General features: G+C 46.2%; 29 protein-coding genes and 1 riboswitch. Of the genes, 10 read left to right on the forward strand and 19 right to left on the reverse strand.

Annotated features, from left to right (window positions below):
* Positions 1–2 precede the first annotated feature (2 nt).
* The 4 genes from G4O42_RS14385 to G4O42_RS14400 all read right to left on the reverse strand — a co-directional run bounded on the left by G4O42_RS14385 (position 3) and on the right by G4O42_RS14400 (position 2,861).
* A complete protein-coding gene (locus tag G4O42_RS14385; RefSeq protein WP_032873570.1) occupies positions 3–983 on the reverse strand; it encodes an ABC transporter permease subunit in 981 nt (326 codons plus the stop codon).
* Complete coding sequence (locus tag G4O42_RS14390; RefSeq protein ID WP_007613240.1) at positions 977–1,855, reverse strand: ABC transporter ATP-binding protein; 879 nt, start codon at positions 1,853–1,855, stop codon at positions 977–979. Before G4O42_RS14390 ends, G4O42_RS14385 begins: the two co-directional genes overlap by 7 nt.
* On the reverse strand, positions 1,848–2,240 hold the full coding sequence (gene ytrA, locus G4O42_RS14395) for a GntR family transcriptional regulator YtrA (RefSeq protein ID WP_003152275.1): 393 nt from the start codon (positions 2,238–2,240) through the stop codon (positions 1,848–1,850). The genes G4O42_RS14390 and ytrA overlap by 8 nt, the downstream gene beginning before the upstream one ends.
* 348 nt (positions 2,241–2,588) lie before the next feature.
* Entirely contained in the window at positions 2,589–2,861 is a 273-nt protein-coding gene (locus G4O42_RS14400) for a YtzC family protein (protein ID WP_016938496.1), read from the reverse strand.
* A gap of 236 nt (positions 2,862–3,097) precedes the next feature.
* On the opposite strand from G4O42_RS14400, the gene mnmL reads away from it, so the two are divergent.
* The 3 genes from mnmL (at position 3,098) to G4O42_RS14415 (ending at position 4,961) form a co-directional block, all read left to right on the forward strand.
* Positions 3,098–4,066: a tRNA modification radical SAM protein MnmL/YtqA gene (gene mnmL / locus G4O42_RS14405; protein WP_007408822.1), complete on the forward strand. Its 969-nt coding sequence runs from the start codon at positions 3,098–3,100 to the stop codon at positions 4,064–4,066.
* On the forward strand, positions 4,063–4,644 hold the full coding sequence (mnmM, locus tag G4O42_RS14410) for a tRNA 5-(aminomethyl)-2-thiouridylate-methyltransferase MnmM (protein ID WP_032873567.1): 582 nt from the start codon (positions 4,063–4,065) through the stop codon (positions 4,642–4,644). The genes mnmL and mnmM overlap by 4 nt, the downstream gene beginning before the upstream one ends.
* Positions 4,645–4,766: 122 nt before the next feature.
* The gene (locus G4O42_RS14415; RefSeq protein ID WP_003152265.1) at positions 4,767–4,961 is read left to right on the forward strand and encodes a hypothetical protein; all 195 of its coding nucleotides are present in this window, start codon (positions 4,767–4,769) and stop codon (positions 4,959–4,961) included.
* A 17-nt stretch (positions 4,962–4,978) separates the two neighbouring features.
* On the opposite strand, the gene G4O42_RS14420 is transcribed toward G4O42_RS14415, so the two are convergent.
* The 3 genes from G4O42_RS14420 to G4O42_RS14430 form a co-directional block, all read right to left on the reverse strand.
* A complete protein-coding gene (locus G4O42_RS14420; protein ID WP_032873564.1) occupies positions 4,979–5,788 on the reverse strand; it encodes a glycerophosphodiester phosphodiesterase family protein in 810 nt (269 codons plus the stop codon).
* A gap of 106 nt (positions 5,789–5,894) precedes the next feature.
* Entirely contained in the window at positions 5,895–6,974 is a 1,080-nt protein-coding gene (locus G4O42_RS14425; protein WP_025285155.1) for a tetraprenyl-beta-curcumene synthase family protein, read from the reverse strand.
* A gap of 20 nt (positions 6,975–6,994) precedes the next feature.
* Entirely contained in the window at positions 6,995–7,774 is a 780-nt protein-coding gene (locus G4O42_RS14430; protein WP_003152261.1) for an alpha/beta hydrolase, read from the reverse strand.
* A 46-nt stretch (positions 7,775–7,820) separates the two neighbouring features.
* Here G4O42_RS14430 and G4O42_RS14435 point away from each other — a divergent pair, with 46 nt between their 5' ends.
* Positions 7,821–8,336: a gamma carbonic anhydrase gene (locus tag G4O42_RS14435; RefSeq protein ID WP_029326247.1), complete on the forward strand. Its 516-nt coding sequence runs from the start codon at positions 7,821–7,823 to the stop codon at positions 8,334–8,336.
* Positions 8,337–8,512: 176 nt separating this feature from the next.
* Here the strand turns inward: G4O42_RS14435 and alaP are convergent, their stop codons facing one another.
* From alaP to metK, 3 genes are all read right to left on the reverse strand, one after another.
* Positions 8,513–9,916: an alanine permease AlaP gene (gene alaP, locus G4O42_RS14440; RefSeq protein WP_032873562.1), complete on the reverse strand. Its 1,404-nt coding sequence runs from the start codon at positions 9,914–9,916 to the stop codon at positions 8,513–8,515.
* Between the two features lie 204 nt (positions 9,917–10,120).
* The gene (gene asnB / locus G4O42_RS14445; RefSeq protein ID WP_003152255.1) at positions 10,121–12,019 is read right to left on the reverse strand and encodes an asparagine synthase (glutamine-hydrolyzing); all 1,899 of its coding nucleotides are present in this window, start codon (positions 12,017–12,019) and stop codon (positions 10,121–10,123) included.
* A 143-nt stretch (positions 12,020–12,162) separates the two neighbouring features.
* On the reverse strand, positions 12,163–13,365 hold the full coding sequence (gene metK, locus G4O42_RS14450; protein ID WP_003152253.1) for a methionine adenosyltransferase: 1,203 nt from the start codon (positions 13,363–13,365) through the stop codon (positions 12,163–12,165).
* 169 nt (positions 13,366–13,534) lie between these two features.
* Positions 13,535–13,674, reverse strand: a riboswitch (SAM riboswitch).
* Positions 13,675–13,871: 197 nt separating this feature from the next.
* Between metK and pckA the strand changes: the two genes are divergently transcribed.
* A complete protein-coding gene (pckA, locus tag G4O42_RS14455; protein WP_007613256.1) occupies positions 13,872–15,455 on the forward strand; it encodes a phosphoenolpyruvate carboxykinase (ATP) in 1,584 nt (527 codons plus the stop codon).
* 42 nt (positions 15,456–15,497) lie between these two features.
* On the opposite strand, the gene G4O42_RS14460 is transcribed toward pckA, so the two are convergent.
* The gene (locus tag G4O42_RS14460; protein WP_003152249.1) at positions 15,498–15,740 is read right to left on the reverse strand and encodes a DUF2584 domain-containing protein; all 243 of its coding nucleotides are present in this window, start codon (positions 15,738–15,740) and stop codon (positions 15,498–15,500) included.
* A gap of 57 nt (positions 15,741–15,797) precedes the next feature.
* Entirely contained in the window at positions 15,798–16,571 is a 774-nt protein-coding gene (locus G4O42_RS14465) for an alpha/beta hydrolase family protein (RefSeq protein WP_032873560.1), read from the reverse strand.
* A gap of 139 nt (positions 16,572–16,710) precedes the next feature.
* Between G4O42_RS14465 and G4O42_RS14470 the strand changes: the two genes are divergently transcribed.
* Genes G4O42_RS14470 through G4O42_RS14480 form a run of 3 tightly spaced genes read left to right on the forward strand, consistent with a single transcriptional unit; the run spans position 16,711 to position 19,296 of the window.
* A complete protein-coding gene (locus G4O42_RS14470) occupies positions 16,711–17,715 on the forward strand; it encodes an ABC transporter substrate-binding protein (protein ID WP_032873558.1) in 1,005 nt (334 codons plus the stop codon).
* 11 nt (positions 17,716–17,726) lie between these two features.
* Positions 17,727–18,509, forward strand: a complete 783-nt coding sequence (locus tag G4O42_RS14475) for an ABC transporter ATP-binding protein (RefSeq protein ID WP_032873555.1) — start codon at positions 17,727–17,729, stop codon at positions 18,507–18,509.
* Positions 18,484–19,296, forward strand: coding sequence for an ABC transporter permease (locus G4O42_RS14480; protein WP_032873553.1), 813 nt, complete (start codon positions 18,484–18,486; stop codon positions 19,294–19,296). The genes G4O42_RS14475 and G4O42_RS14480 overlap by 26 nt, the downstream gene beginning before the upstream one ends.
* Before the next feature lie 35 nt (positions 19,297–19,331).
* Here G4O42_RS14480 and ytkD read toward each other — a convergent pair whose 3' ends face one another.
* From ytkD to G4O42_RS14495, 3 genes are all read right to left on the reverse strand, one after another.
* The gene (gene ytkD / locus G4O42_RS14485; RefSeq protein WP_003152244.1) at positions 19,332–19,811 is read right to left on the reverse strand and encodes an RNA deprotection pyrophosphohydrolase; all 480 of its coding nucleotides are present in this window, start codon (positions 19,809–19,811) and stop codon (positions 19,332–19,334) included.
* 132 nt (positions 19,812–19,943) lie between these two features.
* Entirely contained in the window at positions 19,944–20,348 is a 405-nt protein-coding gene (locus tag G4O42_RS14490) for a phage holin family protein (RefSeq protein ID WP_007408834.1), read from the reverse strand.
* Between the two features lie 151 nt (positions 20,349–20,499).
* The gene (locus tag G4O42_RS14495) at positions 20,500–20,937 is read right to left on the reverse strand and encodes a Dps family protein (protein ID WP_007408835.1); all 438 of its coding nucleotides are present in this window, start codon (positions 20,935–20,937) and stop codon (positions 20,500–20,502) included.
* 124 nt (positions 20,938–21,061) lie between these two features.
* Here G4O42_RS14495 and ytzI point away from each other — a divergent pair, with 124 nt between their 5' ends.
* Positions 21,062–21,211 carry a YtzI protein gene (gene ytzI, locus G4O42_RS14500; RefSeq protein ID WP_007408836.1) on the forward strand — a complete coding sequence of 50 codons (150 nt, stop codon included), beginning with the start codon at positions 21,062–21,064 and terminating at the stop codon, positions 21,209–21,211.
* On the opposite strand, the gene G4O42_RS14505 is transcribed toward ytzI, so the two are convergent.
* Positions 21,208–21,651: a FixH family protein gene (locus G4O42_RS14505; protein WP_014418701.1), complete on the reverse strand. Its 444-nt coding sequence runs from the start codon at positions 21,649–21,651 to the stop codon at positions 21,208–21,210. The genes ytzI and G4O42_RS14505 overlap by 4 nt on opposite strands.
* Positions 21,652–21,765: 114 nt before the next feature.
* Positions 21,766–22,239, reverse strand: coding sequence for an S-ribosylhomocysteine lyase (locus tag G4O42_RS14510; protein WP_003152237.1), 474 nt, complete (start codon positions 22,237–22,239; stop codon positions 21,766–21,768).
* A gap of 124 nt (positions 22,240–22,363) precedes the next feature.
* Here G4O42_RS14510 and yidD point away from each other — a divergent pair, with 124 nt between their 5' ends.
* On the forward strand, positions 22,364–22,591 hold the full coding sequence (gene yidD / locus G4O42_RS14515; protein ID WP_007408838.1) for a membrane protein insertion efficiency factor YidD: 228 nt from the start codon (positions 22,364–22,366) through the stop codon (positions 22,589–22,591).
* On the opposite strand, the gene G4O42_RS14520 is transcribed toward yidD, so the two are convergent.
* Both G4O42_RS14520 and G4O42_RS14525 read right to left on the reverse strand, forming a co-directional pair.
* Entirely contained in the window at positions 22,588–23,157 is a 570-nt protein-coding gene (locus G4O42_RS14520; protein WP_003152233.1) for a beta-class carbonic anhydrase, read from the reverse strand. The two genes, yidD and G4O42_RS14520, sit on opposite strands and share 4 nt — an antisense overlap.
* 117 nt (positions 23,158–23,274) lie before the next feature.
* Positions 23,275–23,523 (reverse strand): type B 50S ribosomal protein L31, encoded by a 249-nt coding sequence (locus G4O42_RS14525; RefSeq protein WP_007613295.1) that lies wholly within the window; start codon positions 23,521–23,523, stop codon positions 23,275–23,277.
* Positions 23,524–23,656: the final 133 nt, after the last annotated feature.

Raw genomic sequence — 23,656 nt, forward strand, 5'->3', positions numbered from 1 at the left:
TCTTATACATGCTTCGTTTTTTTAAATATGGCAAAGTAACTGACCAAAAATCCGATCGCTCCTCCGACCAGCATCCCGGCCACATACCCTGTCATCGTCTGTCCCATCGAGTACCCCGCCAGGCCAAAACCGAGAACGGCGATTAAGATCACCACAATCTGAATGGGCCGGTCAAGCTGTCTCCAGAGAAAAAAACGGCCGTTCCGTTCCACCGGCTGCCTGACATAGCAAAAGTACCCGATGGCATAAAATACAATGCTCATCACTGCCGGAATGATTAATATATACTTGCTGGCAGATACCCAGTCCGTATTAACATACATGATCGGAATCAGATATTGAAACGAATCGTTTAAGTAAGCATTGACTGATGGCATCAGCTCATGCATGCCGACCCCGAAGATAACTTCCGCATTTGTCAGCGGCAGCGTAATAATCAGGTAAGGCGCTATCGACACGGCAAACGCCGTTAACAGCTGGGCGAACGTATTGCCCGTTAAGCAGCCTGCGCTCGCGACCAATGTAAAAGCCAAAATACTCACAATGATTTCGCCGACGCTGTAATGGTGAAAGAAATATACGCGCTCAGGCTTTAACAGAAGAATGAGCAGCTCAGCCAGCCCGTAGCCGATCACCTGAGCGCCGGTAATGACCGCCGCCCCGAGCCAAAATTTGGTGTGAAACACCTGAGCGCGGGAATAAGGCAGACTGAACAGCGCATCAATCGTTCCTTTTGTACGCTCCAGTCCGAATAAGCAAACCGCCAAAATCACAGCGGGCGCCCAGTTCAAGTTCAGCATTCCGCTATCCAAAGAATTCACATAAAACTTACAATATGCTCCGTGGGTATCCAGACAGCCCTGATAGACAAGATAGGTATTTAACACTTCAAATGGATTGACCGCCGCTAAAAAAATGCCGACCATCACAAGAACAGTTCGATTCTGCACCCATTCCCTGTACAGCAATCCCCTGTCTACCATCTCCGGTTCCCTCCAAACTTCGCGATGAAGACTTCTTCTAAGTTGACAGGAAGTTCGTTCCATACTTTCGGCTGCAGCTCTTGCAGAAAGTTCTTTTTCTTTTCATCATTCTTTTGAATCAGCACCGTATAAAACACACCGGCATGGTCGAGAATCGGTATATTTTGTTCTCTGATCTTCAAGGCGACGTTTTCTTCAAATGCCATTTGGATTTTCATGTACTCTTCCTTCATATCATCCAAGTCCATCACATTCGTCAGCTGATTTCCTTCCAAAAACCCGATCCGGTTGCACATTCGCTCAATATCTTCTAAACGGTGTGAGGTAATCAGAATGCTCGTTTCCCGTTCAGCCACTTCATCCACCATAAGCTGAAGCACATCATGACGCGTTACGGCGTCAATTCCGTCCGTCGGTTCATCCAAAAGGATAAGTGCCGGGCGTGAAGCAAAGGCAAGGACGAGCGCAAGCTGTTTTTTCAGGCCTGTCGATAATTCACGGTATTTCTTCGTTTCCGGAATGCCGTACCTGTTCATCAGCTCATTGGCGTAAGTCACATCAAAATTCGGATAGATTCTGCTTACAATCGCAACAAGCTGTTTATATGTATACTTGTCATAAAAAGGATTTTCAACAGGCATATAAATGATGTTCTGTTTTACTTTCGGATGCCGCTTTATTTCCACCTGATTAAATAAAACCGTCCCTTGATCCGGCAGCAGAATCTGCTGAATGAGCCGGAGCAGTGTTGTTTTCCCTGATCCGTTTCGCCCGAGCAGCCCGAAAATTTCCCCTTTTCCGATGGTGAGCGAAATATCCTTGAGCACTTCTTTACCGTCTATCGTTTTTGAGAGATTCCGCAATTCAATCATGATCCTTGCCTCCTTTCACATCAGCGCTGATTTCCTTTATCCATTCCTGCAGCTTCTCCAGCTCAACTCCCGCGTAATGGGCATCGATGATGAGCTGTTTCAATTGCTCTTTTATCATCGTCATCTTCCCTTCAACCAATGTCGTTTTTGCATTCTCCGATATATACGTTCCTCTTCCCCTCAGCGTTTCAATGACACCATCGCGTTCGAGCTCCTTGTACGCTTTGCTGACTGTGTTCGGATTGGCGATAATGATCGTTGCCAATTCCCTGACAGAAGGAAGTTTATCCCCCGGCTTCATGATCCCTTTTAAACAAAGCTCTTTCAGTTGCTGTATGATCTGCTCATAAATCGGAGTTGAGCTTCTCGGATCGATTTGAATCATTTACTTCCCTTCTTTCTTTTACGAGCTGCTCTCTTTCTTCAAATGTTCTGCCATTGAAATCCGAGTACGACAAGAACGGCAAACAGACTGCTGGCCAAAACCGAGGCGGCGATAATAAGAGGCACATCTTGTTTTACGGATCTTTTGTTTTTCATGAAAGTTCCCCTTCCCTATGCTTAACATTTATATATCGATTTCATTTTTTGAGTGTTTTATGTGTATTACATCAAGTAGTACACGTAATACAATAAACACACTCAGGCCTATTGTCAATTCTTTTTTTAAAAGAAATACAAAAAAACCCGCCGGGATTCCGGCAGGTTTGCTGAACCATTTGAAACGGCGCGGTCAGTAATCAAAATTACGCTGCAAAATCATATTGTTTTGCAAGGTCTGCAGCTGCAATCTCATTCGGTAAAGCTGCTCTCTTTGCTGATCATTCGCAGATAATGACAGCTTGTTTAATTCATTCACCGCGTTTTCAAGCATCATTTGCGCTTCACTGTACTCATTATCATTATAATGCTCTTGTTTTGAAGCGGTTATAAATTGCTCATTCGCAAATTCATACGCCTGTTCGCTTCTTTGGAGATGTTCATCTACTGATTGTCTTGTTGCCAACGAAACCCCTCCTCAGTGAATGGGAAATCAAACTTAGTTTGAGCGGACCAAAAATAATAACACCCGAAGGTTGAAGGAAAGAGAACCAAATTTTCCGTGTTTAACTAAAGGAATGAGAATCCTGCCTGCAGTCATAATAAACAAAAGAAAGCCGCATCCTGTTTTCAGATTGTGAACCCCCATCATTCATGCTACAATTTTAGGATGCATCTGATGTGAGGGAGGCTTTTTGAACATTGAACGAGAATAACCCTTTTCCTTATTCAAATACGGAAAAACGGTACCATACATTAAATTATCATCTGCGGGAGCATTTCGGGCATAAAGTGTTTAAAGTCGCGCTTGACGGCGGTTTTGACTGCCCGAATCGGGACGGCACGGTTGCACACGGAGGCTGCACATTCTGCAGCGCGGCGGGCTCCGGCGATTTTGCCGGCAATCGGGCCGATGACTTACTCACGCAATTTCACGATATCAAAAACCGCATGCACGAAAAGTGGAAAGACGGCAAATATATCGCATATTTCCAAGCGTTCACGAATACGCATGCCCCGGTAGAGGAGCTGCGTGAAAAATTCGAATCCGTCCTCAAGCTTGACGGCGTTGTCGGCATGTCGATCGCGACCCGTCCGGACTGCCTGCCGGACGATGTCGTGGAATATTTGGCCGAACTGAATGAGCGGACCTATTTGTGGGTTGAACTCGGGCTGCAGACCGTGCATGAGCGGACCGCCCTTCTGATCAACCGCGCCCATGATTTTGACTGCTATGTTGAGGGTGTCAATAAACTGAGAAAACACGGCATCCGCGTTTGTTCCCATATCATTAACGGGCTTCCGCTTGAAAACAGGGACATGATGATGGAGACGGCCAAAGCCGTCGCTGATTTGGATGTACAAGGCATTAAAATTCACCTGCTTCACTTATTAAAAGGCACACCGATGGTGAAGCAATATGAAAAAGGAAAGCTGGAGTTCCTTTCTCAAGAAGAATATGTAAGTCTTGTATGTGATCAGCTCGAAATCATTCCCCCGGAAATGATCGTTCACCGCATTACGGGAGACGGGCCGATCGAATTAATGGTCGGACCGATGTGGAGCGTCAATAAGTGGGAAGTACTGGGCGCCATTCAAAAAGAGCTGGAAACACGGGGAAGCTATCAAGGGAAGCTCTTCAGAAAGATCGGGGAGGAGACCGCCCTATGACCTTAATGCACATCCTCCCTTTCAGTAAAGAATTGCTGAAGTCCGCCGCACAGGAAGGTGATATCACAGTTGACGCGACGATGGGCAACGGACATGATACATATTTCCTGGCCGGCCTTGTCGGTGAGACAGGACATGTCCATGCCTTTGATATTCAAGCGGACGCACTGGCTAAAACGAAGGAGCGGCTCGGTGCCGACTTCGGCCCGCGCGTCACGCTTCACCATAAGAGCCATGATCAAATAAAGGCATCGCTGCCTGAAGATGCGCACGGTCGTGTGGCTTGCGCCGTGTTTAATCTCGGCTATCTGCCCGGCGGCGATAAAAGCATTACGACAAACGGTCACTCAACCATTTCCGCGATCGAACAGCTCCTTGAACTGCTGAAGGAGAACGGGCTGATCGTTCTCGTTGTGTACCACGGGCATCCTGAAGGCAAGACGGAAAAAAGTGCATTACTGGAGTACTGCGGCAATCTTGATCAGGAAAAAGCGCGCGTGCTGAGCTACGGCTTTCTCAATCAGCGAAACGACCCTCCGTTTATTATAGCGATTGAAAAGAAATCTGCCGGCAAATAAAGAATCGGCCTGTCATAAGCGGGCCGATTCTTTTTGTGTTTACTTTTCAAGAAAAATCAATTACTATGAAATAATGGAAAAAATCATATCTTTTAAGTGTAACATCTGGGAGGAGCGGCAGTTTGAATATTCTTCGCATCATATTTTCAAGTGTTCCCTATGTGATGTTCGTCATCATTTTATCAAGACATTTAGGATTTGAGTTCGCAAAAACCTATTACTGGTGGTTTGCTGCATTTTTTGTCATCGGGCTGATCGGCAAATTCGCAATGCACCTTGCGGCAAAAAAGAAACCGTTAAAAAAAGAGACAGCGTAAAATGCGCATGTCTCTTTTTATTTACTGTTTTGCAGCACGCTGCGTGTATAAGCGGGATTGTTTGTAAAGATACCATCTGCTTTTTGTTTCAGCATAATAGGCGTCAGCGTATGCTCGTCTTCCTTATCAAAAAACACGTGCACTTTCATCTTATTGTGATGAATGCGCTTCACGACTGCTTCATTTGCCAATTTGGCGTTGAGCCCGACTGTATCAGCATACGTTCTGATGGTTTGCAGCTGCTTATCATTTATCTCCTCAGCCTCGTTATCTTTTAATAATCGAACAAGAGGAACTTTTTTATTCATAGATCGAACTTTCTTTAAGCTCTTCCCGCTAAAAGACTCAATGACTGCTTTATGGCTGGAAATCAGCTTATGTTTTTGTAATATGTCAATCAGTTTCTTTTCCATCACCAGGCTGCCGTTGCTTTCTCTTGTCTCAATATAGTAATTGGCAGTTTGTCCGAATTTCTGTATGATTTCTTCTAATGTTAAAATCTTTTCTCCTTTTCCCGCATTCAGTTTCTTAATCTGAGCCAAAGACAGATCATCTGTCATCCCTTTACCATCTGTTGTCCGATCTACCGTTTTATCGTGAATGGCAATCAGATGGCCGTCCTTTGTCTCCCGTAAGTCTATCTCAATATAATCTGCTTTGTCTTTAATGGCACGCGCATAAGACAAAGCTGTATGTTCCGGCTCAATCGCAGAAGAGCCCCTGTGCGCTATCAAGACAGGATGATAGCCGGCGGAAGCATGGATGACGGAGCAGCCTCCGGAAATGGAAAGTAATGCTATGACGGCTAAATACTTTAATTTTTTCATAAAATTAAAGTATCATATTCTGCAGGCGCAAACAATGTTTCATTCTTCACGTCATAAATAAAAAAACTGCGCCGTCATGATTTACACGAGAGGCGCAGTCCACCCATTACGAACTTTTCGTCCAAGCCATCTTCTGAAATTTGCGGTAGGCTCTTCCGTTAATATAAAAGAAAAATGACGTTTTTCCGCTTGCCCTGATCAGCTTTCGCGCGAGGCGGCCCATTTCTTTTTGGCCGGCGACTTTGTCATCGGATAAATAGACGCCGAGCAGCCCCCTGTTGATCAGCCGGTGAAAATTTTCATGCGGAATGCCTTGCAAATGTTCATCCGCTTTTTCAATAAAATGCTGCAGTCTCTGCATCATTTCTTCATGAGACTGATAATACGTACAGAAATTCAGATCGCCTTCAAGCAGATCCTCTTCCTGGTCAATTAAATAATCAAGCAGTATATGCAGCCCTTGTATGTACGGAAAATAACTGCTGCGGATTTTCTCAGCGGTATGTTCGTTAAAATCAGGCTGGAATGAGTAAGCAACGAGACAGAAAATGCCTAACGTCGATCCGGCGCAGGCCGAGAACTCAAACCACTCCATTTCCGGAAGCTGTGACCGGTACTGCTCAAACCAGCCTTTAAGCCTCGGAACGCGTTCATGCTCAACGACATGCTTATGAACCTGAAGGTCGCAATAATAATCACACAGCTCAAGCAAATAAGGTTTAATGATACCGTAATGTTCTATTGACCCGAGCACCCGCTGGCATGTTCTCACCAGCTCATGAAGATAACCGCCGTCATCCCGCTCGTCTCTGTACTGATAGTACGGCCGCACCTCGGCGCCGACCGTCAGCGCGTCACGCATGGAAAGATGAAGCATGCGGAAGTCCTCGGGATCAAGCGAGGTGCTGCGGTCGCACAGATTGTCCAGATAATCACTGATTGTCTGATACGCGATGATAAATTGCACGCATTTCTGTTTCTGCTCTCCCGAAAGCAGGGCTAAAATGCCGCCGCCTTCACAATGAAACGATTTATCGCGGATACTTGCGGCCGCCTGCTGCCGCAGTTCGGTATTTTTAATGGAATCTGATTTTTCCCGCCACATGTTCAATTCCTGATGAACGAGCGGAAAAATTTCCCGATACACTTTTGCCATAAGGTTAAAAGGATGTTCCGGTACTGTCAACATATGCACCCCCAGCGAATTCAAATATACTGATCTGTAAAGGCTTTTGCCGCCTTAAACACAGTTTCTCTTTCCGGTTCATTAAAAATTTCATGATAAAGCCCTTCCCATTCGCGGTACGATTTATTATGGGAAGCCACACCGGAAAACCATTTGCGGACCTTCATTTTATCGACGATTTTGTCATCACCGCCCTGCATAAGCAAAAGCGGCACCTTTAAAAACGCATCAGTCGGCACCATAGCGGCATCAATGGTTTTTAAAAGCTCTCTATACCATCTTACGGATACCTTCGTGACATATAAAGAATCGTTTTGATCCGCTTCAATCATATCCGCATTCCTCGTTGCCATATCAGGTGATAAGCCGGAATCCACTCTGAGGGACGGAGCGAGGACGTTCAGTCCTTTAGACGCAAAATCAAGGACTTTATTGACTTTTATTTGCAGACCCAGACAAGGTGATGATAAAATGAGTGCCGTAATGCGGGGATTTCTCTGCTGCTTAAACCATTCTATCGCAATCAGTCCGCCCATGCTGTGGCCCAAAAGGAAAACGGGCGCTTCAAGCGTTCTCGCTTTATCAATCCATATATCTACTTCATCAATGTATTCTTGGAAAGAGCGAATATGCCCTCTGGCGCGGGTCGACGTTCCCTGACCGGGCAAATCGCCCATCACCACGTTATATCCGGAAGATCTCCACATTTCAACGAGCCATTTATAGCGCCCGTGGTATTCGCTCGCCCCGTGGATAATGACAATGGTACCGACGGGCCTGTCTGCTTTCCAAGTCCACATGCAGTTCACCTCTTACATAAATTTAGAGAAAGAAGGATGAGACATGATAATCTACCCTTATAAACAATTTACGCCTGACATACATCCTGAAGCGTTCATTGCGGATAACGCCGTCATTACGGGCGACGTCGTGATCGGAGAACAATCGAGCATTTGGTTCTCGGCAGTCATCCGGGGGGATGTTGCGCCGACAAGGATCGGAAAAAGAGTCAGCATACAAGACTTGAGCTGTCTGCATCAAAGTCCGAACCGCCCGCTTCTTATTGAAGATGACGTCACGATCGGCCATCAGGTTACACTGCACAGCGCAATCATCAGAAAGAATGCTTTAATCGGTATGGGCTCCGTCATTCTTGACGGGGCGGAAATCGGAGAAGGCGCGTTTATCGGCGCCGGAAGTCTCGTTCCTCCGGGCAAAACCATTCCTCCCGGCTGTCTTGCGTTCGGCCGGCCCGCAAAGGTTATCCGCCGGCTGACAGAAGAAGACATACGGGACATGGAAAGAATCAGAACGGAATATGTTGAAAAAGGCCGATACTATAAAACACTGCAAGAGAAATAAAAATAGATCAGCTTTGTTTTACTACTGTACCATTTTTCAAAATATTATTTAAGTAATAACCATTTGCGTTCCGCTGATTGTCAGGAAACAGTAGCAAAATGTTCAGGAATTTGTTTTATTCTTCCCCCTTTTACCCGATCCTATGAAAAAAGAGCCCATTTCAGCGGGCTCTTTTTTTACGCTTTTTCGGCGAATGTCTGTCCGTTTTCCAGGTTTATGTGTTTTCTTTTGTGGAAGCCTTTCCCGTAATAGGCTGCTAATAAAATGCCGAACCAGACAGGGCCGATGATGACAGCCACCCTGGTTTCTGCATCAAAAGCCATCAGCACAACGACAAAAGCCAGAAATGCCAGCGAGATATATGAGGAAAAGGGGTATAAAGGCATTTTATATTTCAGTTTTTTCCGTTGTTCCGGCTGTAAGCTTTTACGGTATTTCATTTGGGAAAGCAAAATAATCGACCATGTCCAAATCGCCCCGAACGTCGCAATGCTCGTCACCCACGTAAACACTTTCGCCGGCACCACGTAGTTCAGCAAAACGCCGATGCATAACGCACCCGCTGAAACCAATACCGCTTTTCCCGGCACGCCGCCTTTTGTGACCGTACCGTATGCTTTCGGGGCTTCATTTTGCTCCGCGAGATTAAACAGCATGCGCCCCGTGCTGAAGATCCCGCTGTTGCAGGAAGAAAGAGCCGCCGTCAAAACGACAAAATTAATGATTCCGGCCGCTGCGGGAATTCCGATTTTTTCAAATGTCAAAACAAACGGACTTCCGACTGAACCGATTTCCTGCCACGGATAAATTGACATAATGACAAACAAAGCTCCGACGTAAAAAATGAGAATGCGCCAAAAAACAGTATCTATGGCCCGCGCCAGTGATTTTTCCGGATTTTTGACCTCACCGGCTGTGACACCGATCAGCTCAATCCCGAGATAGGCAAACATGACCATTTGAAGCGACAGCAGCACCCCTTTAATCCCATTCGGGAAAAAGCCGCCGTGGCTCCATAAATTGCTGATTCCGAGTGCAACGCCTCCATTTCCGAAACCGAATACGATCATCACCAGACCGATCGCGATCATTGACAGAATCGCCAAGACTTTAATGAGCGCAAACCAGAATTCAAGCTCACCGTACGCTTTGACCGCCAGAAAGTTGACAGCCGTCATAATGACGAGTGCACAAAGCGCCCAGATCCATGACGGCACGTCAGGGAACCAGTAGCCCATATAAATGCCGACCGCGGTGATTTCCGCCATGCAGGTAACAACCCATAAAAACCAATAATTCCAGCCTGTTAAAAACCCGGCAAGCGGACCGAGATAATCTCTGGCATACCGGCTGAATGAGCCGGCTACAGGCTTTTGAATCGCCATTTCCCCTAATGCCCGCATAATAAAAAACATAATCAGTCCGCTGCAGGCGTAAGCGGCTAAAATCCCCGGCCCGGCAAGCTTTATGGCAGAAGCCGACCCGAGAAACAGCCCGACTCCTATCGCGGCGCCCAACGACATAAGCGAGATATGCCGCTCTTCCAAGCCGCGGTGAAGCGTTTTTTCTTTGTTTTGCATAACTCTCCCTCCCCCTGATTTTGACAAAGAAACAACAAACCGAGACGAAATAGCCAGAAAACACTTTCCGGAATCTACCCGATTAGTCCTATTATAACCTTTTTCTGAATATTGCGTAATACTTTGTCGAAAACAGAGCGGAATAGACGGTTTACAAAAGAACAATAGAAAAAAGGCTTTCGATAACATCGAAAGCCTTTTGGATTAAACGAAAATGACTTCTTTCGGCTGATGATTCAGCTCTTCCGGCACAAGTCTTTTTTCAACATTGATGCTGTGCCAGATCATGAAGATCAGCACGGTCCAGATTTTGCGGCTGTTGTCCGCTCTGTCGGCACAATGATCTTCCAGAAGCTGAAGGACATAATCCTTTTCAATATAAGCATCTGTTTCACTTTCACGAATGATGTTGCGAACCCATTCGTTCATTTCATTTTTCAGCCAGTGGCGGATCGGCACAGGGAAGCCGAGTTTTTTGCGGTTAAGCACATGATCAGGCACTACCCCTTCAGCAGCTTTGCGCAGAAGGTATTTCGTCGTGCCGTTTTTCGTTTTCAGTTCATCCGGAATTTTAGAAGCCACGTCAAACACGACTTTATCAAGGAACGGCACGCGCAGTTCCAATGAGTTGGCCATCGTCATTTTGTCAGCCTTTAACAGGATGTCGCCGCGCATCCACGTATGGATGTCAACATACTGCATTTTATTAATGTCGCTGTATGAACGGCTTTCCGTAAAGTACGGCTTCGTGACATCACGGTATGAAAGCTCTGGATTGTAATGTTTGAGCAGCTGTTTTTTCACGGGCTCTTCAAAAATCTTCGCATTACCGATATAACGCTCCTCAAGCGGTGTGCAGCCGCGGACTAAGAGGCTTTTCCCTCTCATTCCTTCAGGCATGACGGACGCCACATGAAGAAGCATTTTTTTCAGACCGGACGGAATGCGTTCAAACGGTTTAAGCGAAAGCGGTTCGCGGTAAATATTGTACCCGCCGAACAGCTCGTCCGCGCCTTCCCCGGATAACGCGACCGTTACATGTTTTTTCGCTTCTTTCGCGACAAAGTACAAAGGAATCGCCGCCGGATCTGCAAGCGGGTCATCAAAGTGCCAGACGATTTTCGGAAGCTCGTTCATATACTCCTCGGGAGAAATGACTTTGCTGATGTTTTCAATCCCGAGCGCGGCAGCCGTTTCCTTCGCTACGTCAACCTCACTGAAGCCCTGCTGCTCAAAACCGACGGAAAATGTTTTAAGGCTCGGGTGAAATTCTTTCGCAACTGAGACGATAAAAGAAGAGTCGATACCGCCGGATAGAAATGAACCGACAGGCACGTCACTTCTCATGTGAACTTTGACAGAGTCAAAGATTGCGTCTCTGACTTCTTTCACCAATTTATCTTCATCAGACTGAACAGGCTTAAAGTTCGCTTTGAAATATGTTTTAAACGCGATATCGCCTTCCGGACGGATCGTAAACTGGCTGCCCGGCTCGACTTTTTTCACTTCAGCGTCAAGCGTGCTCGGTTCAGGAACGAATTGGAAAGACATATATTGCTGTAAAGAAGCTGTATCGAGATCAATACCGTTTTGAGCGGCCATTAAACTCTTTCTCTCAGAGGCAAAATATACTTTGTCCCCGATCGTTGTGTAATACAGCGGTTTAATGCCGAACGGGTCTCTCGCGCCGTACATGACGCGGTCAGCTTTGTTCCAGATTAAAAACGCAAACATTCCGCGAAGCTTTGAAGCGGCTTCTTCTTTATAATGACGGTATGTCGCAAGGAGCACTTCGGTATCGGAATCTGTATTGAAAGTGTAGCCTTTCGCTTCAAGTTCTTCTCTCAATTCAATGTAGTTATAGATTTCGCCGTTAAAAATGATCCAATATTTTTCGTCTTCATATGATAAAGGCTGTCCGCCGTTTTCTACGTCAATAATACTGAGCCGTCTGAAGCCGAATCCGACGTGCTCGTCATGATAATACCCATCGCTGTCAGGACCGCGGTGAACGATCATTTGGTTCATTTGTTTGATTAGCTCTTCTTGATCTGCGGTTTGAGTTAATGGATGCTTATTAAAAACACCGACAAATCCACACATAGTATAGCCTCCATAAGTGTAATTTTCTAATTGGACCCCCTTTTTATAGACGCTTTGTTACGCCATTGGTTTCACGCTATGTAAAAAATAAGCATGGCAGCATCTACAAAAAGGGAAAGCCGCTTAAGTAAGCGGCTATAAAATTATTCTCCTAGTGCTTCTTTGCGAAGCGCATCCGCCTTGTCAGTACGCTCCCAAGGAAGATCCACATCATGACGTCCGAAGTGGCCGTAAGCAGCTGTCTGCTTATAGATCGGGCGGCGCAGATCAAGCATTTTAATAATGCCGGCAGGTCTCAGGTCGAAGTTATTCCGTACGACTTCGATCAGTTTTTCTTCAGAAGCTTTTCCTGTATCAAATGTATTGATGGAAATAGAAACAGGCTGTGCCACGCCGATTGCGTATGCAAGCTGCACTTCACAAGAATCAGCAAGACCTGCTGCCACGATGTTTTTCGCTACGTATCTCGCAGCGTATGCCGCAGAACGGTCTACCTTCGTCGCATCCTTACCGGAGAATGCACCGCCGCCGTGGCGTGCATATCCGCCGTATGTGTCAACGATGATTTTACGGCCGGTAAGACCCGCATCACCTTGAGGTCCGCCGATTACGAAACGTCCCGTAGGGTTGATGAAGTATTTTGTCTCTTCATCGATCAGTTCCTCAGGCACGACTGGGTTAATGACATGCTCTTTCAGATTGCGCTGAATCTGCTCAAGCGTAATTTCCGGGTGGTGCTGAGTTGAAATGACGATCGCGTCGATGCGGACCGGCTTGTTGTTTTCATCATATTCAACGGTAACTTGCGTTTTGCCGTCAGGGCGAAGGTACGGAAGAATGTCTTCTTTGCGGACTTCGCTCAAACGGCGGGCTAATTTATGCGCCAAAGAGATCGGAAGCGGCATAAGCTCTTTCGTTTCGTTACACGCATAACCGAACATCAGGCCTTGGTCTCCCGCTCCGATTGCTTCGATTTCAGCATCGCTCATTGTGCCTTCACGCGCTTCAAGAGCCTGATCGACACCCATTGCGATATCCGCAGACTGTTCATCAATTGATGTTAAAACAGCGCAAGTCTCCGCATCAAATCCATATTTGGCGCGTGTGTAGCCGATTTCTTTAATCGTTTCACGGACTGTTTTCGGAATGTCAACGTATGTTGATGTAGTAATCTCTCCGCTTACCAGCACAAGTCCTGTCGTTACAGATGTTTCGCAGGCCACGCGCGCGTTCGGGTCATTTTTTAAAATCTCATCTAAGATACTGTCAGAAATTTGGTCACAGATTTTGTCCGGATGACCCTCAGTAACAGATTCAGATGTAAATAGTCGACGGTTTTTACTCATTCACTTTTCCTCCTGAAAAAAGATCTTTTACAAGACCTTCTCATATGATACGGAACTCGCTCCCTCTTAATACAATGTCATACTATATCAGAGAATGTTAATTGGCATATTTTATGAAATAAAAAAACCTTTTCCACTCGAGGAAAGGGTTTGGTCTGTGTGCCTTTCACTCTTATCGCTCAAGGAAAATATTAAACCTTGCATCAGGTTAGCACCTTGGTTTCCCACAGTGTTTTCACCTGCTTTTTTACAGAGAAACCGGTTGCTGGGCTTCATCGGGCCTGTCCCTCCGCCAGCTCGGGATAAGAGTATCCGCTCAATGAAATATCTTATCGTAAAAGGGCGGAAAGTGTCAATATGAATTAAAGCGATTACGCGCCTTTATTTCGGGAAGCAATGGAAAAACACAAACAAAAAACCTCAAATAGTATAGACTATTTTCAGATATATGTTATACTAATTCCACATTCAGCGAAATACAAATAAACCGGCAAAGGAAGGTTTTTATGAAATTAGTTGATTTAACCGCAGATCTTCAAGCATTACTTGCAAGTCCGAATGTGCATCATAATTTATCGGCTCCAAAACTTACCGAAAAAGTGATCAGCCGAAATGAAGGAACGCTGACATCAACGGGCGCCGTACGCGCCACCACCGGCGCATATACAGGCCGGTCACCTAAAGATAAATTTATCGTACGTGAACAAAGCACAGAAAATCAAATTGATTGGGGCGCGGTGAATCAGCCCATTTCTGAAGAGGCGTTTGAAAAGCTGTACGCCAAAGTCGTCAGCTACTTAAAACAGCGGGATGAACTGTTTGTTTTTGAAGGATTCGCGGGAGCGGATGAAAAATACAGACTGCCGATTACGGTCGTAAATGAATTTGCGTGGCACAATTTATTCGCGCGCCAGCTGTTTATCAGACCGGAGACGGATGAAAGAGATCCGCAAGCGCAGCCTTTCACCATTCTCTCGGCTCCGCATTTTAAAGCAGATCCGGAGACGGACGGCACGCATTCGGAAACGTTTATCATTGTCTCTTTCGAAAAACGCGTCATTTTAATCGGCGGCACCGAATACGCCGGAGAAATGAAAAAATCAATATTCTCCATTATGAACTTCCTGCTTCCGCAGCAGGATATACTGCCGATGCATTGCTCAGCCAACGTCGGTGAAAAAGGCGATGTCGCCCTGTTTTTCGGCCTTTCCGGCACAGGGAAAACGACGCTTTCAGCCGATGCAGACCGCAAACTGATCGGCGATGACGAGCACGGCTGGTCAGATTCCGGCGTTTTCAACATTGAAGGCGGATGTTACGCTAAATGTATCAATCTGAGCGAGGAAAAAGAACCGCAGATTTTTCGTGCGATCCGCTTCGGGTCTGTTCTTGAGAATGTCGTGCTTGATGAAAAAACGGGTGAAGCGGATTACGACAATTCCTTCTACACGGAAAACACAAGAGCCGCATATCCGATTGAGATGATCGGCAATATCGTGCAGCCGAGCATTGCCGGCCATCCGCAGGCGATCGTCTTTCTAACGGCGGACGCATTCGGCGTGCTTCCTCCGATCAGCAAACTGACGAAGGAACAGGCGATGTATCATTTCTTAAGCGGGTACACCAGTAAACTCGCGGGAACCGAGCGCGGCGTGACATCTCCGCAAACGACTTTCTCGACGTGCTTCGGTTCACCGTTCCTTCCGCTTCCGGCGCATGTATATGCCGAAATGCTCGGGCATAAAATCGACGAACACGGCGTTCAAGTCTTTCTGGTCAACACAGGCTGGACCGGCGGAGGGTACGGAGTCGGAGAACGGATGAAACTTTCGTATACAAGAGCGATGGTTAAGGCCGCTATTGAAGGCAGACTGAACCAGACTGACATGACGGCAGACAGCATTTTCGGCCTGCGCAGCCCCGTTCATGTTCCGGGCGTGCCGGATGAAGTTCTTCAGCCTGAAAACACGTGGAGCGATAAACAAGCATACAACGAAAAAGCGCTGTTTTTAGCCAATGAGTTTAAAGAAAACTTTAAAAAGTTTTCCCATGCAGACTCGATTGCCAAAGCCGGCGGACCTCTCGTGTAATCAAAAAAGCCAAGGGCGTTTATGCCCTCGGCTTTTGTTTTTTCAGTTTGTCGAATGAAGCGACGTGAGTCTGTATGTAATGCTTGTCCGGCCGTTCGCCCATTCGAGCTTTTGGACCTCGCCGGTGCCGGATTTCTCGCCGGTTTTCGTTTTGCGCACGTCCATCGGAATATCAAGAGGATAGACGCGGTAGCCCTCTTTCTCCAATAAAAAGATATTTTCCTCTATCCGTTTTTCATTGCCTTTTGTCACAATCATGGTATTAAATTCAACAGGCATTCCCAAAATGAAAATCCCCTTTCATTCTCTTATTCTTTATTATCATATCATAAATCAGGCATCTTACCGCGTCTTCATCCATTCTGCCAGCCGCCGGACAATGCGTCTGTTTTCCTGCGGCGGAAAATAATGCGTAAAACCGCTGTAATACCAAGTTTCCACCGGTTTCCCCGCCTCTTTCAGCTTGTCCTCGATCAGCCGGGCGTGTTCGATCGAAACATTCTCATCATTCTCTCCATGGATGAGCAGCACAGGGGCCTGAATGCGGTCTGCTTTTTCAAACGGCGAACGCCATCTGTATTCATCCGGCACCTTTTTCGGCGTGCCGCCGATCACCCGCTTCATCATCCGCCGCATATCCTTCCGCTCTTCATAAGTAAGCACCATATCGCTCACACCGCCCCATGATACGAGCGAAGCCGCTTGATGCCCCATTTCAATCGCGGTTAAAAGCCCCATGATTCCGCCCCGGGAAAAACCGAAAATATGCACCCGCCCTTCCCTGACGTTCGGATGCTCCCGAAGCAGGCGAAAAGCGGAAAACGCATCCTCTCTGTCCTCTCCCGCAAAATCTTCATTTCCCTCGCCGCCCTGGTTGCCTCTGTAATAAGGCGCAAACACGACAAAGCCTTGGGAAGCGAATTGAACGATTCTTCCGGGGCGTACCATGCCGACATTTTTTATGCCGCCGCGCAAATATAAAAAACCGTCATATGTGCCCGGCGCCGCAGGCTCGGCAAGGAGCCCCTTTACCTTCAGCCCTTCTGACTCATAGCATACCGCAAAGAGGCGGACATGCGGACTCGGAGACGGGAACCTTTTCTTTTCTGCCAGCAAAACAATGCGCCTCCTTATATCATCAGTTTTTTTATTCTTTCCCAACGTGAATATGGGCACTCACACATTTTTTATACCCATCATACGATATGTAAAGCAGAAAAGGTTATTTTAACGCTTAAAACAAGGAGGTTACACCGTGAACAAATGGCTCAAAACGGGCTGCGTTTTTGTCATATGCGCCTTTTTCCTGCTCATTCTTCCGGCCTGCAGACAGGAAGAAAGTCTGACGAAGGTAAAGGTGGCGGAAGTCACACACTCCATCTTCTATACGCCTATGTATGTCGCTGAAGCAAAAGGTTTCTTTAAAAAAGAAGGGCTCCAAGTGTCACTTCAAACAACATGGGGCGGAGACAAAACGATGACATCGCTTTTGTCAAACGGGTCTGATATCGCGCTGGTCGGTTCTGAAACATCCATTTACGTGGAGGCGCAGGGAGCAAAAGATCCGGTCATCAACTTCGCGCAGCTGACACAGACGGACGGCACATTTCTCGTGTCGCGGAAGGATGAGAAATCATTCAAATGGAGCGATTTAAAAGGAAAAACATTTCTCGGCCAGCGAAAAGGCGGCATGCCCCAAATGGCCGGTGAGTACGTCCTGAAAAAGAATCACATAGAGCCGAAAGAAGACATTAACCTCGTTCAAAACATTGATTTCGCCAATATTTCCAACGCATTCGCATCCGGAACGGGTGATTATGTGCAGCTGTTTGAACCGACGGCATCCCAATTTGAAAAAGAAGGCATCGGCCATATCGTCGCATCTTTCGGAGAAGCTTCCGGCCAAGTGCCATACACAACCTTTATGGCAAAAGAAAGTTATTTGAAAACCAATGAAAAGACGGCGGAAAAATTCACCCGCGCCATCTATCGCGCCCAGCAGTGGGTGGAAAGCCATCCGGCCAAAGACATCGCAAAAACGATTCAGAAGGAATTTGCCGATACCGATCCGGCCATAATCGAAACATCAATAGAGCGCTATAAAAAACAAAAGTCATTCTCTGCAGACCCAGTTCTGCAAAAGGATGAATGGGAACAGCTTCAATCTATTATGGATGAAGCCGGAGAGCTCCCGAAACATATTCCGTACAGCAAACTCGTCAACACAAAAATCGCCAAAAAAGTCACCTCAGAACAATAGGAGGAACATGAATGTCTTTTTTACATGTCGATCATGTAACACATACTTATTTCTCGCTGAAAGAAAGAACAACCGCCGTGAAAGATATACATTTTCAGATTGAAAAAGGGGATTTCATCTCCTTCCTCGGGCCGAGCGGATGCGGAAAAACAACACTCCTGTCCATTCTGGCCGGTCTTATCACCCCTGCGCAAGGCAGGGTGCTGATTGAAGGGAGCGTGCCGAACCATAAAGAACACCAAATCGGTTATATGCTTCAGCAGGATTACTTATTTCCTTGGAAATCAATTGAGGAAAACGTGCTGCTCGGTTTACTCATTTCAAAAACATTAACAGAAGAAAAAAGAGCTGAAGTTCTCAGCCTTCTGCCTAAGCTCGGATTAATCGGCGTTGAAAAGAAATACCCGAAAGAGCTGTCAGGCGGAATGCGGCAGCGGGCGGCACTTGCCAGAACTCTTGCGCCGGACCCGGGCCTGCTGCTCCTTGATGAACCGTTTTCCGCGCTGGACTTTCAAACGAAGCTTTCTTTGGAAAACCTTGTCTTCAGAACATTAAAGGATTTTCAAAAAACCGCCGTGCTCGTCACCCACGATATCGGTGAAGCCATCGCCATGAGCGATACGATCTATTTATTTTCGAATCAGCCGGGCACCATCCACCAAATATTCACCGTGCCTAAGGAGCTCGCGGCTTTAGATCCGTTTGACGCGCGTCAGGATCCGGCCTTTCAGCCGCTGTTTCAAACCATATGGAAGGAGCTGAATTCCCTTGAAAAACAGCAGCGGCACGATTGAACAGCTTCATCAGCAGTTTAAGAAAAGACACCAAAAAGAAAAGCTCCGGGTCCGTGCGTATCAGGCCGCCATTTTCATCGTATTTTTTGCCGGCTGGGAAATATCGAGCAGGGCGGGCTGGATCGATCCGTTAATCTTCAGCTCACCCTCCGCCGTTTGCAGGCTTTTAGTTGAAAAGATTGCGGACGCATCCCTTGCGGCGCACATCGGCGTAACCTTAGGAGAAACCGTTCTCGGCTTTTTGCTCGGCACGCTCCTCGGCACATGCCTCGCCGCTCTGTTATGGTGGTCAAACGGGCTCGCCCGGGTTTTAGACCCGTACCTCGTCATTTTAAACGCGATGCCGAAGGTCGCACTCGGACCGATTCTCATCGTGGCACTCGGACCGAATTTCACAAGCATTGTCGCCATGGGAGCAGTCATCAGTGTCATTATCACGACAATCGTCGTCTTTACGGCTTTTCAGGAAGTGGATGAAAACTATATTAAGGTGATGAAAACCTTCGGAGCGAAAAGAAGCATCATGTTTAAAGAAGTCATTCTGCCGGCATGCGCCCCCGCGATTATTTCCGCGCTTAAAGTGAACGTCGGTTTATCCTGGGTCGGTGTCATCGTCGGCGAGTTTCTCGTTTCCGAAAAAGGTCTGGGCTACATGATCATTTACGGATTCCAGGTCTTCAATTTCACTCTTGTGTTCTTAAGCCTTCTGATCATCGCGATTTTTGCGACATTGATGTATCAGGGAGTCGAACTGTTAGAAAGAAAATGGACGAAAGGAAAAATATAAAAAAGACCCGTGCGTAAGCGCCGGGTCTCCGTTTTTTATGATTGAAATACGCCGTCTTCTTTCAGCTTTTTCAGACTGATCGGAAGCACCGAATCTTTCATAATGAAACTGAATTTTTTATTTCGGGGGAGATTCTCCGGCAGTTCGCTGAACAGCACCGGCCCCTTTGTTTCAAAATAATCAGCCTGTTTTTCAAGCTTTTCAATATCGGCAAAATAAATATTCTTCACGATTACCTTTTCCCTGCCGAGAACTTTATACTGTCCGACGTACTTCAGATGTCTTACCGCGGCACCGGTTTCTTCTTTCACCTCGCGCAGGGCCGCTTCCTCCGCACATTCCATCGGCTCCACTTTTCCGCCTGGAAATTCAAACCCCCGGTCTTCGTGCTCAGTCAAAAGCCACTTATCTCCGTATCGGCATATGACCCATACGTGCTTCGGGCTGTCTGAAAAAGGCTGGTGTTCAAAGGAGAGCTGAACAGTGTTCTGATAATAGTCTTTAAACTCGTACATGTTTATCCCTCTAATCCGTTCCTTCATATCTTCCATACATCATACCACAGTTGCGTTTGTTCGGAAGCCCTTTATCAAAAATTCAGAGGAAAACCATCATACCCGCTAGTATAGCCTCCTTTGAAGCAAATGTTACGGTTTGCGCTTGAATTTATTTTTCAGGGTATCCAATAGATCGACGAGCACCTGCGGGACCGGTATGCCCAGCGAGCTTGCCGTAATCACGATCTGAACAGATTCGTATAAGATATAAAACATGATAGCCAAATTACGGATGGCGCCTTCGGTATGAAGCAGCTGGTCAAAAAAATGGCAAACTGAGACTAATGCCAGGGTCACGATTTTTTTGACCAGCCGCGCAAAAAGCTTTCTTGCGCTCAGCTGCTGCAAAAGAGATTCTTTTAAGCTTGTACTGATAAACTCAATCGCCATGACCGATAGCAAAATCAGAAACGAATACTGAAAACCTCCGAAGAAAAACCCCGCTGCCGACACGATCACTGCAAAAAACGAAAAGATGCCAAAGTCTTTGCCCACTTGATCCAACATCCTTTCACAGAAACGGCCTTACATTATTCTATGAAAAGTGAATGGAACGGACTGGATTTTTCAGAAAAATGGACAACACCTCTCTTCGGCAGCCAAATAAAAGACCGAGTGCTTTACAGCCCCGGTCTTCCCTTGTTGATTATCCTAAATACGCTTTCAGCATCCAGTTATGTTTTTCGATATTCTGGTGAATAGCAAGCAGCATATCACCGGTCGTTTCGTCTCCTACCTCATCTGCGAGGTCCATGCCGCTTTTCAGCTCTTCCGCAATGACAGTGAAATCATCATAAATGTTCTGTACCATTTGTTCTGCGCTCTCATTGCCTTCCGCTTCTTTTACAGACGCTGTCTTCAATGATTCCGTCATTGTGCCGATCGGCTTGCCGTTTAATGCCAGCAGACGTTCCGCCAGATCATCAATATATGTAGCCGTTTCGTTATACAGCTCCTCGAATTTTTCATGCAATGTGAAAAAGTCCTTCCCTTTGACGTACCAATGATAGTTATGTAATTTCACATACATGACCGTCCAGTTTGCAACTTGCTTATTGACTGCATCCAATAGTTTTTCTGACATGCCTATCTTCCTCCTTTGGTTTACTATTGATATACCCTATATATCGTGTGTTAAAACATAAATTTTTAGCCCTTGATTTTACGGATGGAAAATATGTTATGATTTGTTAAAAAGGAGGGATTTCATGCTGCTTCTTCTGAGCTTCGGCTTTCTTATCGTGCTCGCCGTGCTGCTTTTATCCATCTGGTCGACTGTAAGAGCTTATAATGTAAAACATACGATTGACCCGCCGGAGGACGCATCAAAAGGCTTGACGGATAAAAAAAATCCTTAATGGTGATGCGTCTGTTCCTCATGGCCGGAGGAATCATCGGCAGCTTCAGCATCCCCGACACGCACTTTTACAGTCGGCATATTATGCTGCTGTTTTGCCGTTACGTGGGATTGAACGGTATACACACCCTCTTCATCAAATTCAGTCCGCAGGTGATACGCCCCTTTTTCCTCCTTGGCCTTGCTTGTTTTGCTGCTGCCTTTTTTTCCTTCTTTCCATACTTCAAACATAACTTCATCCGCATCCGTGACACGCTTGCCGCCGTAAAAAACCTCCGCCTTGTATTCCGCTTTTTCATGCGGTGCTGCCGTTTCCGGTCCTGTAAGCTTGACCTCAAGCGCTTTAGGCTCTTCATCCGCGGAGGTTTTGTCCGAATTGCCCCCGCAGGAAGATAATAGAAATACCATACCGCACATACCTGCCAATACAGCCCGTTTCATCCCATCACTCCTTCATGTTTGCTTCTATTTTAGCAAACGCTTACACATAAGGTGTGACATTTTTTAGAAATATGTAAAAAAGCCTTTTTGCATGTCAGCAAAAAGGCCTGTTTTTTATCCGAACACTTTCAGCAAATCTTCTTTATCTTGTGACAGCCAGAAACGCATCAGACGTTTTGCGCCTTCTAAATCATGAAGTTTCGCCTGGCCGCACTGTTTTTCGTTGGCCGCCGGAATCTCCGTAATATCGATGGCTTCTTTCAGCGTAGCGTCAAGCAGGTCTACAATTTCTTCCGCTGTCGGCTCGCCGCTGACAACAAGATAATAGCCTGTCTGGCAGCCCATCGGTGAGATATCTATGATGTCGAAGTGATCGTATTTCTCAGAATGTGTGCGAATCGTAAACGCAAGCAAGTGCTCAAGCGTATGAATCGTATCCGGCTTCATCGCCTGTTTGTTCGGCTGGCAGAAGCGAATGTCAAACTTATTCACGACGCCGTCTGTTCCGACTTTATGCACTCCGCAATGTCTTACATACGGAGCCACAACCGCATTATGGTCAAGCTCAAAACTTTCTACTGAAGGCATAATGGCACTCCCTTTTTTTCAGAATATGCATCCATTATAACACAGTTTTCCGATAAGAATTGTGGCGGAAGCTTTTCAATCTGAAATTTTTTTTCTATACTAGCATCAGAAAGGTGGTTTTTTGATGAAAACCATAATGATTGCGTTCATCCGCGGATACCAGAAGTTCATCTCTCCGCTGACACCGCCGTCATGCCGCTTTTATCCGACGTGTTCGCAGTACGGAATCGAAGCCGTCAAGACTCACGGCGCATTAAAAGGCGGATGGCTGACACTGAAGCGGATTTTAAAGTGCCACCCTTTTCATCCGGGCGGTGTTGATCCCGTACCGGACAAAAAACAAAAACATTAGTCCATATGCTGGTAGCCGTCGATCACCAGATCAAGTTTACCGGTTTCAGGATCAATCACCAGACCGTGCACCGGCACATTGTCAGGGAATAGCGGATGGTGTTTAATGACGTTTACGCTGTCTGTAACACTTGCTTCTACTGAATCAAAGCTTTTCAGCCATTGATCAAGATCAACTCCTGAGTGCTTCAGCATGTCAATCCGCTCTTTCGGAATACCGCGGTCGATAATTTTATCGAGCATATCCTCGCTGTTGATTTTGCTCATGCCGCAATCATGGTGGCCGATAACGCAGACTTCATCGGCGTTTAATTCGTATACGGCCACTAAAAGGCTGCGCATGATACTTCCGAACGGGTGGGCGACAAGCGCGCCGGCACTTTTAATAATTTTCACATCGCCGTTTCGCATGTTCATCGCATGCGGAAGCAATTCTACAAGACGTGTGTCCATACAGGACAAAATCGCCATCTTTTTATCCGGGAATTTAGATGTTTGGTATTTTTCATAATCTTTGTTTTTAGTGAACTGCTCATTAAATTGCATGATATCGTTTAGAAGACTCATCTTGGTGTTTCCTTTCTGCTTTTTTATTCACAATATAACATAAGACGGGTCATTTCGTCACTCCCCGCACGGATGACAAAGTGCTCAATAAATAAGACAAACCCCATTGGGCTTGTCTTATTTCCCCATATTGTATTTTTTGTTGAACTGTTCGACTCTCCCGCCTTTTTCGTTGAATTTTTGGCGGCCTGTATAAAATGGATGCGTATCTGAGCTGACCTCTACTTTAATCAGCGGGTATGTTTTTCCGTCTTCCCACTCTGCCGTTTCCTCTGATTTTTTCGTAGAATGGCTTAAAAAGCGATAGCCGCTGTTCACATCTTGAAAAATCACCTGATGGTTATCCGGATGAATATCTTTTTTCATGCTGATCTCCCTTTCTCAAATCGTAATAATTACGTTTTATTCTAAACCTTAAATAACCGCTTGTCAATCATATATGCCCTGATCCCTTGATTTCTAAACCCTGCACATATATGGAATCGGAAGAATAATCTAA

Source organism: Bacillus sp. LUNF1, assembly GCF_011008975.1.
In the GTDB taxonomy this organism is placed as follows: Bacteria; Bacillota; Bacilli; order Bacillales; family Bacillaceae; genus Bacillus; species Bacillus velezensis.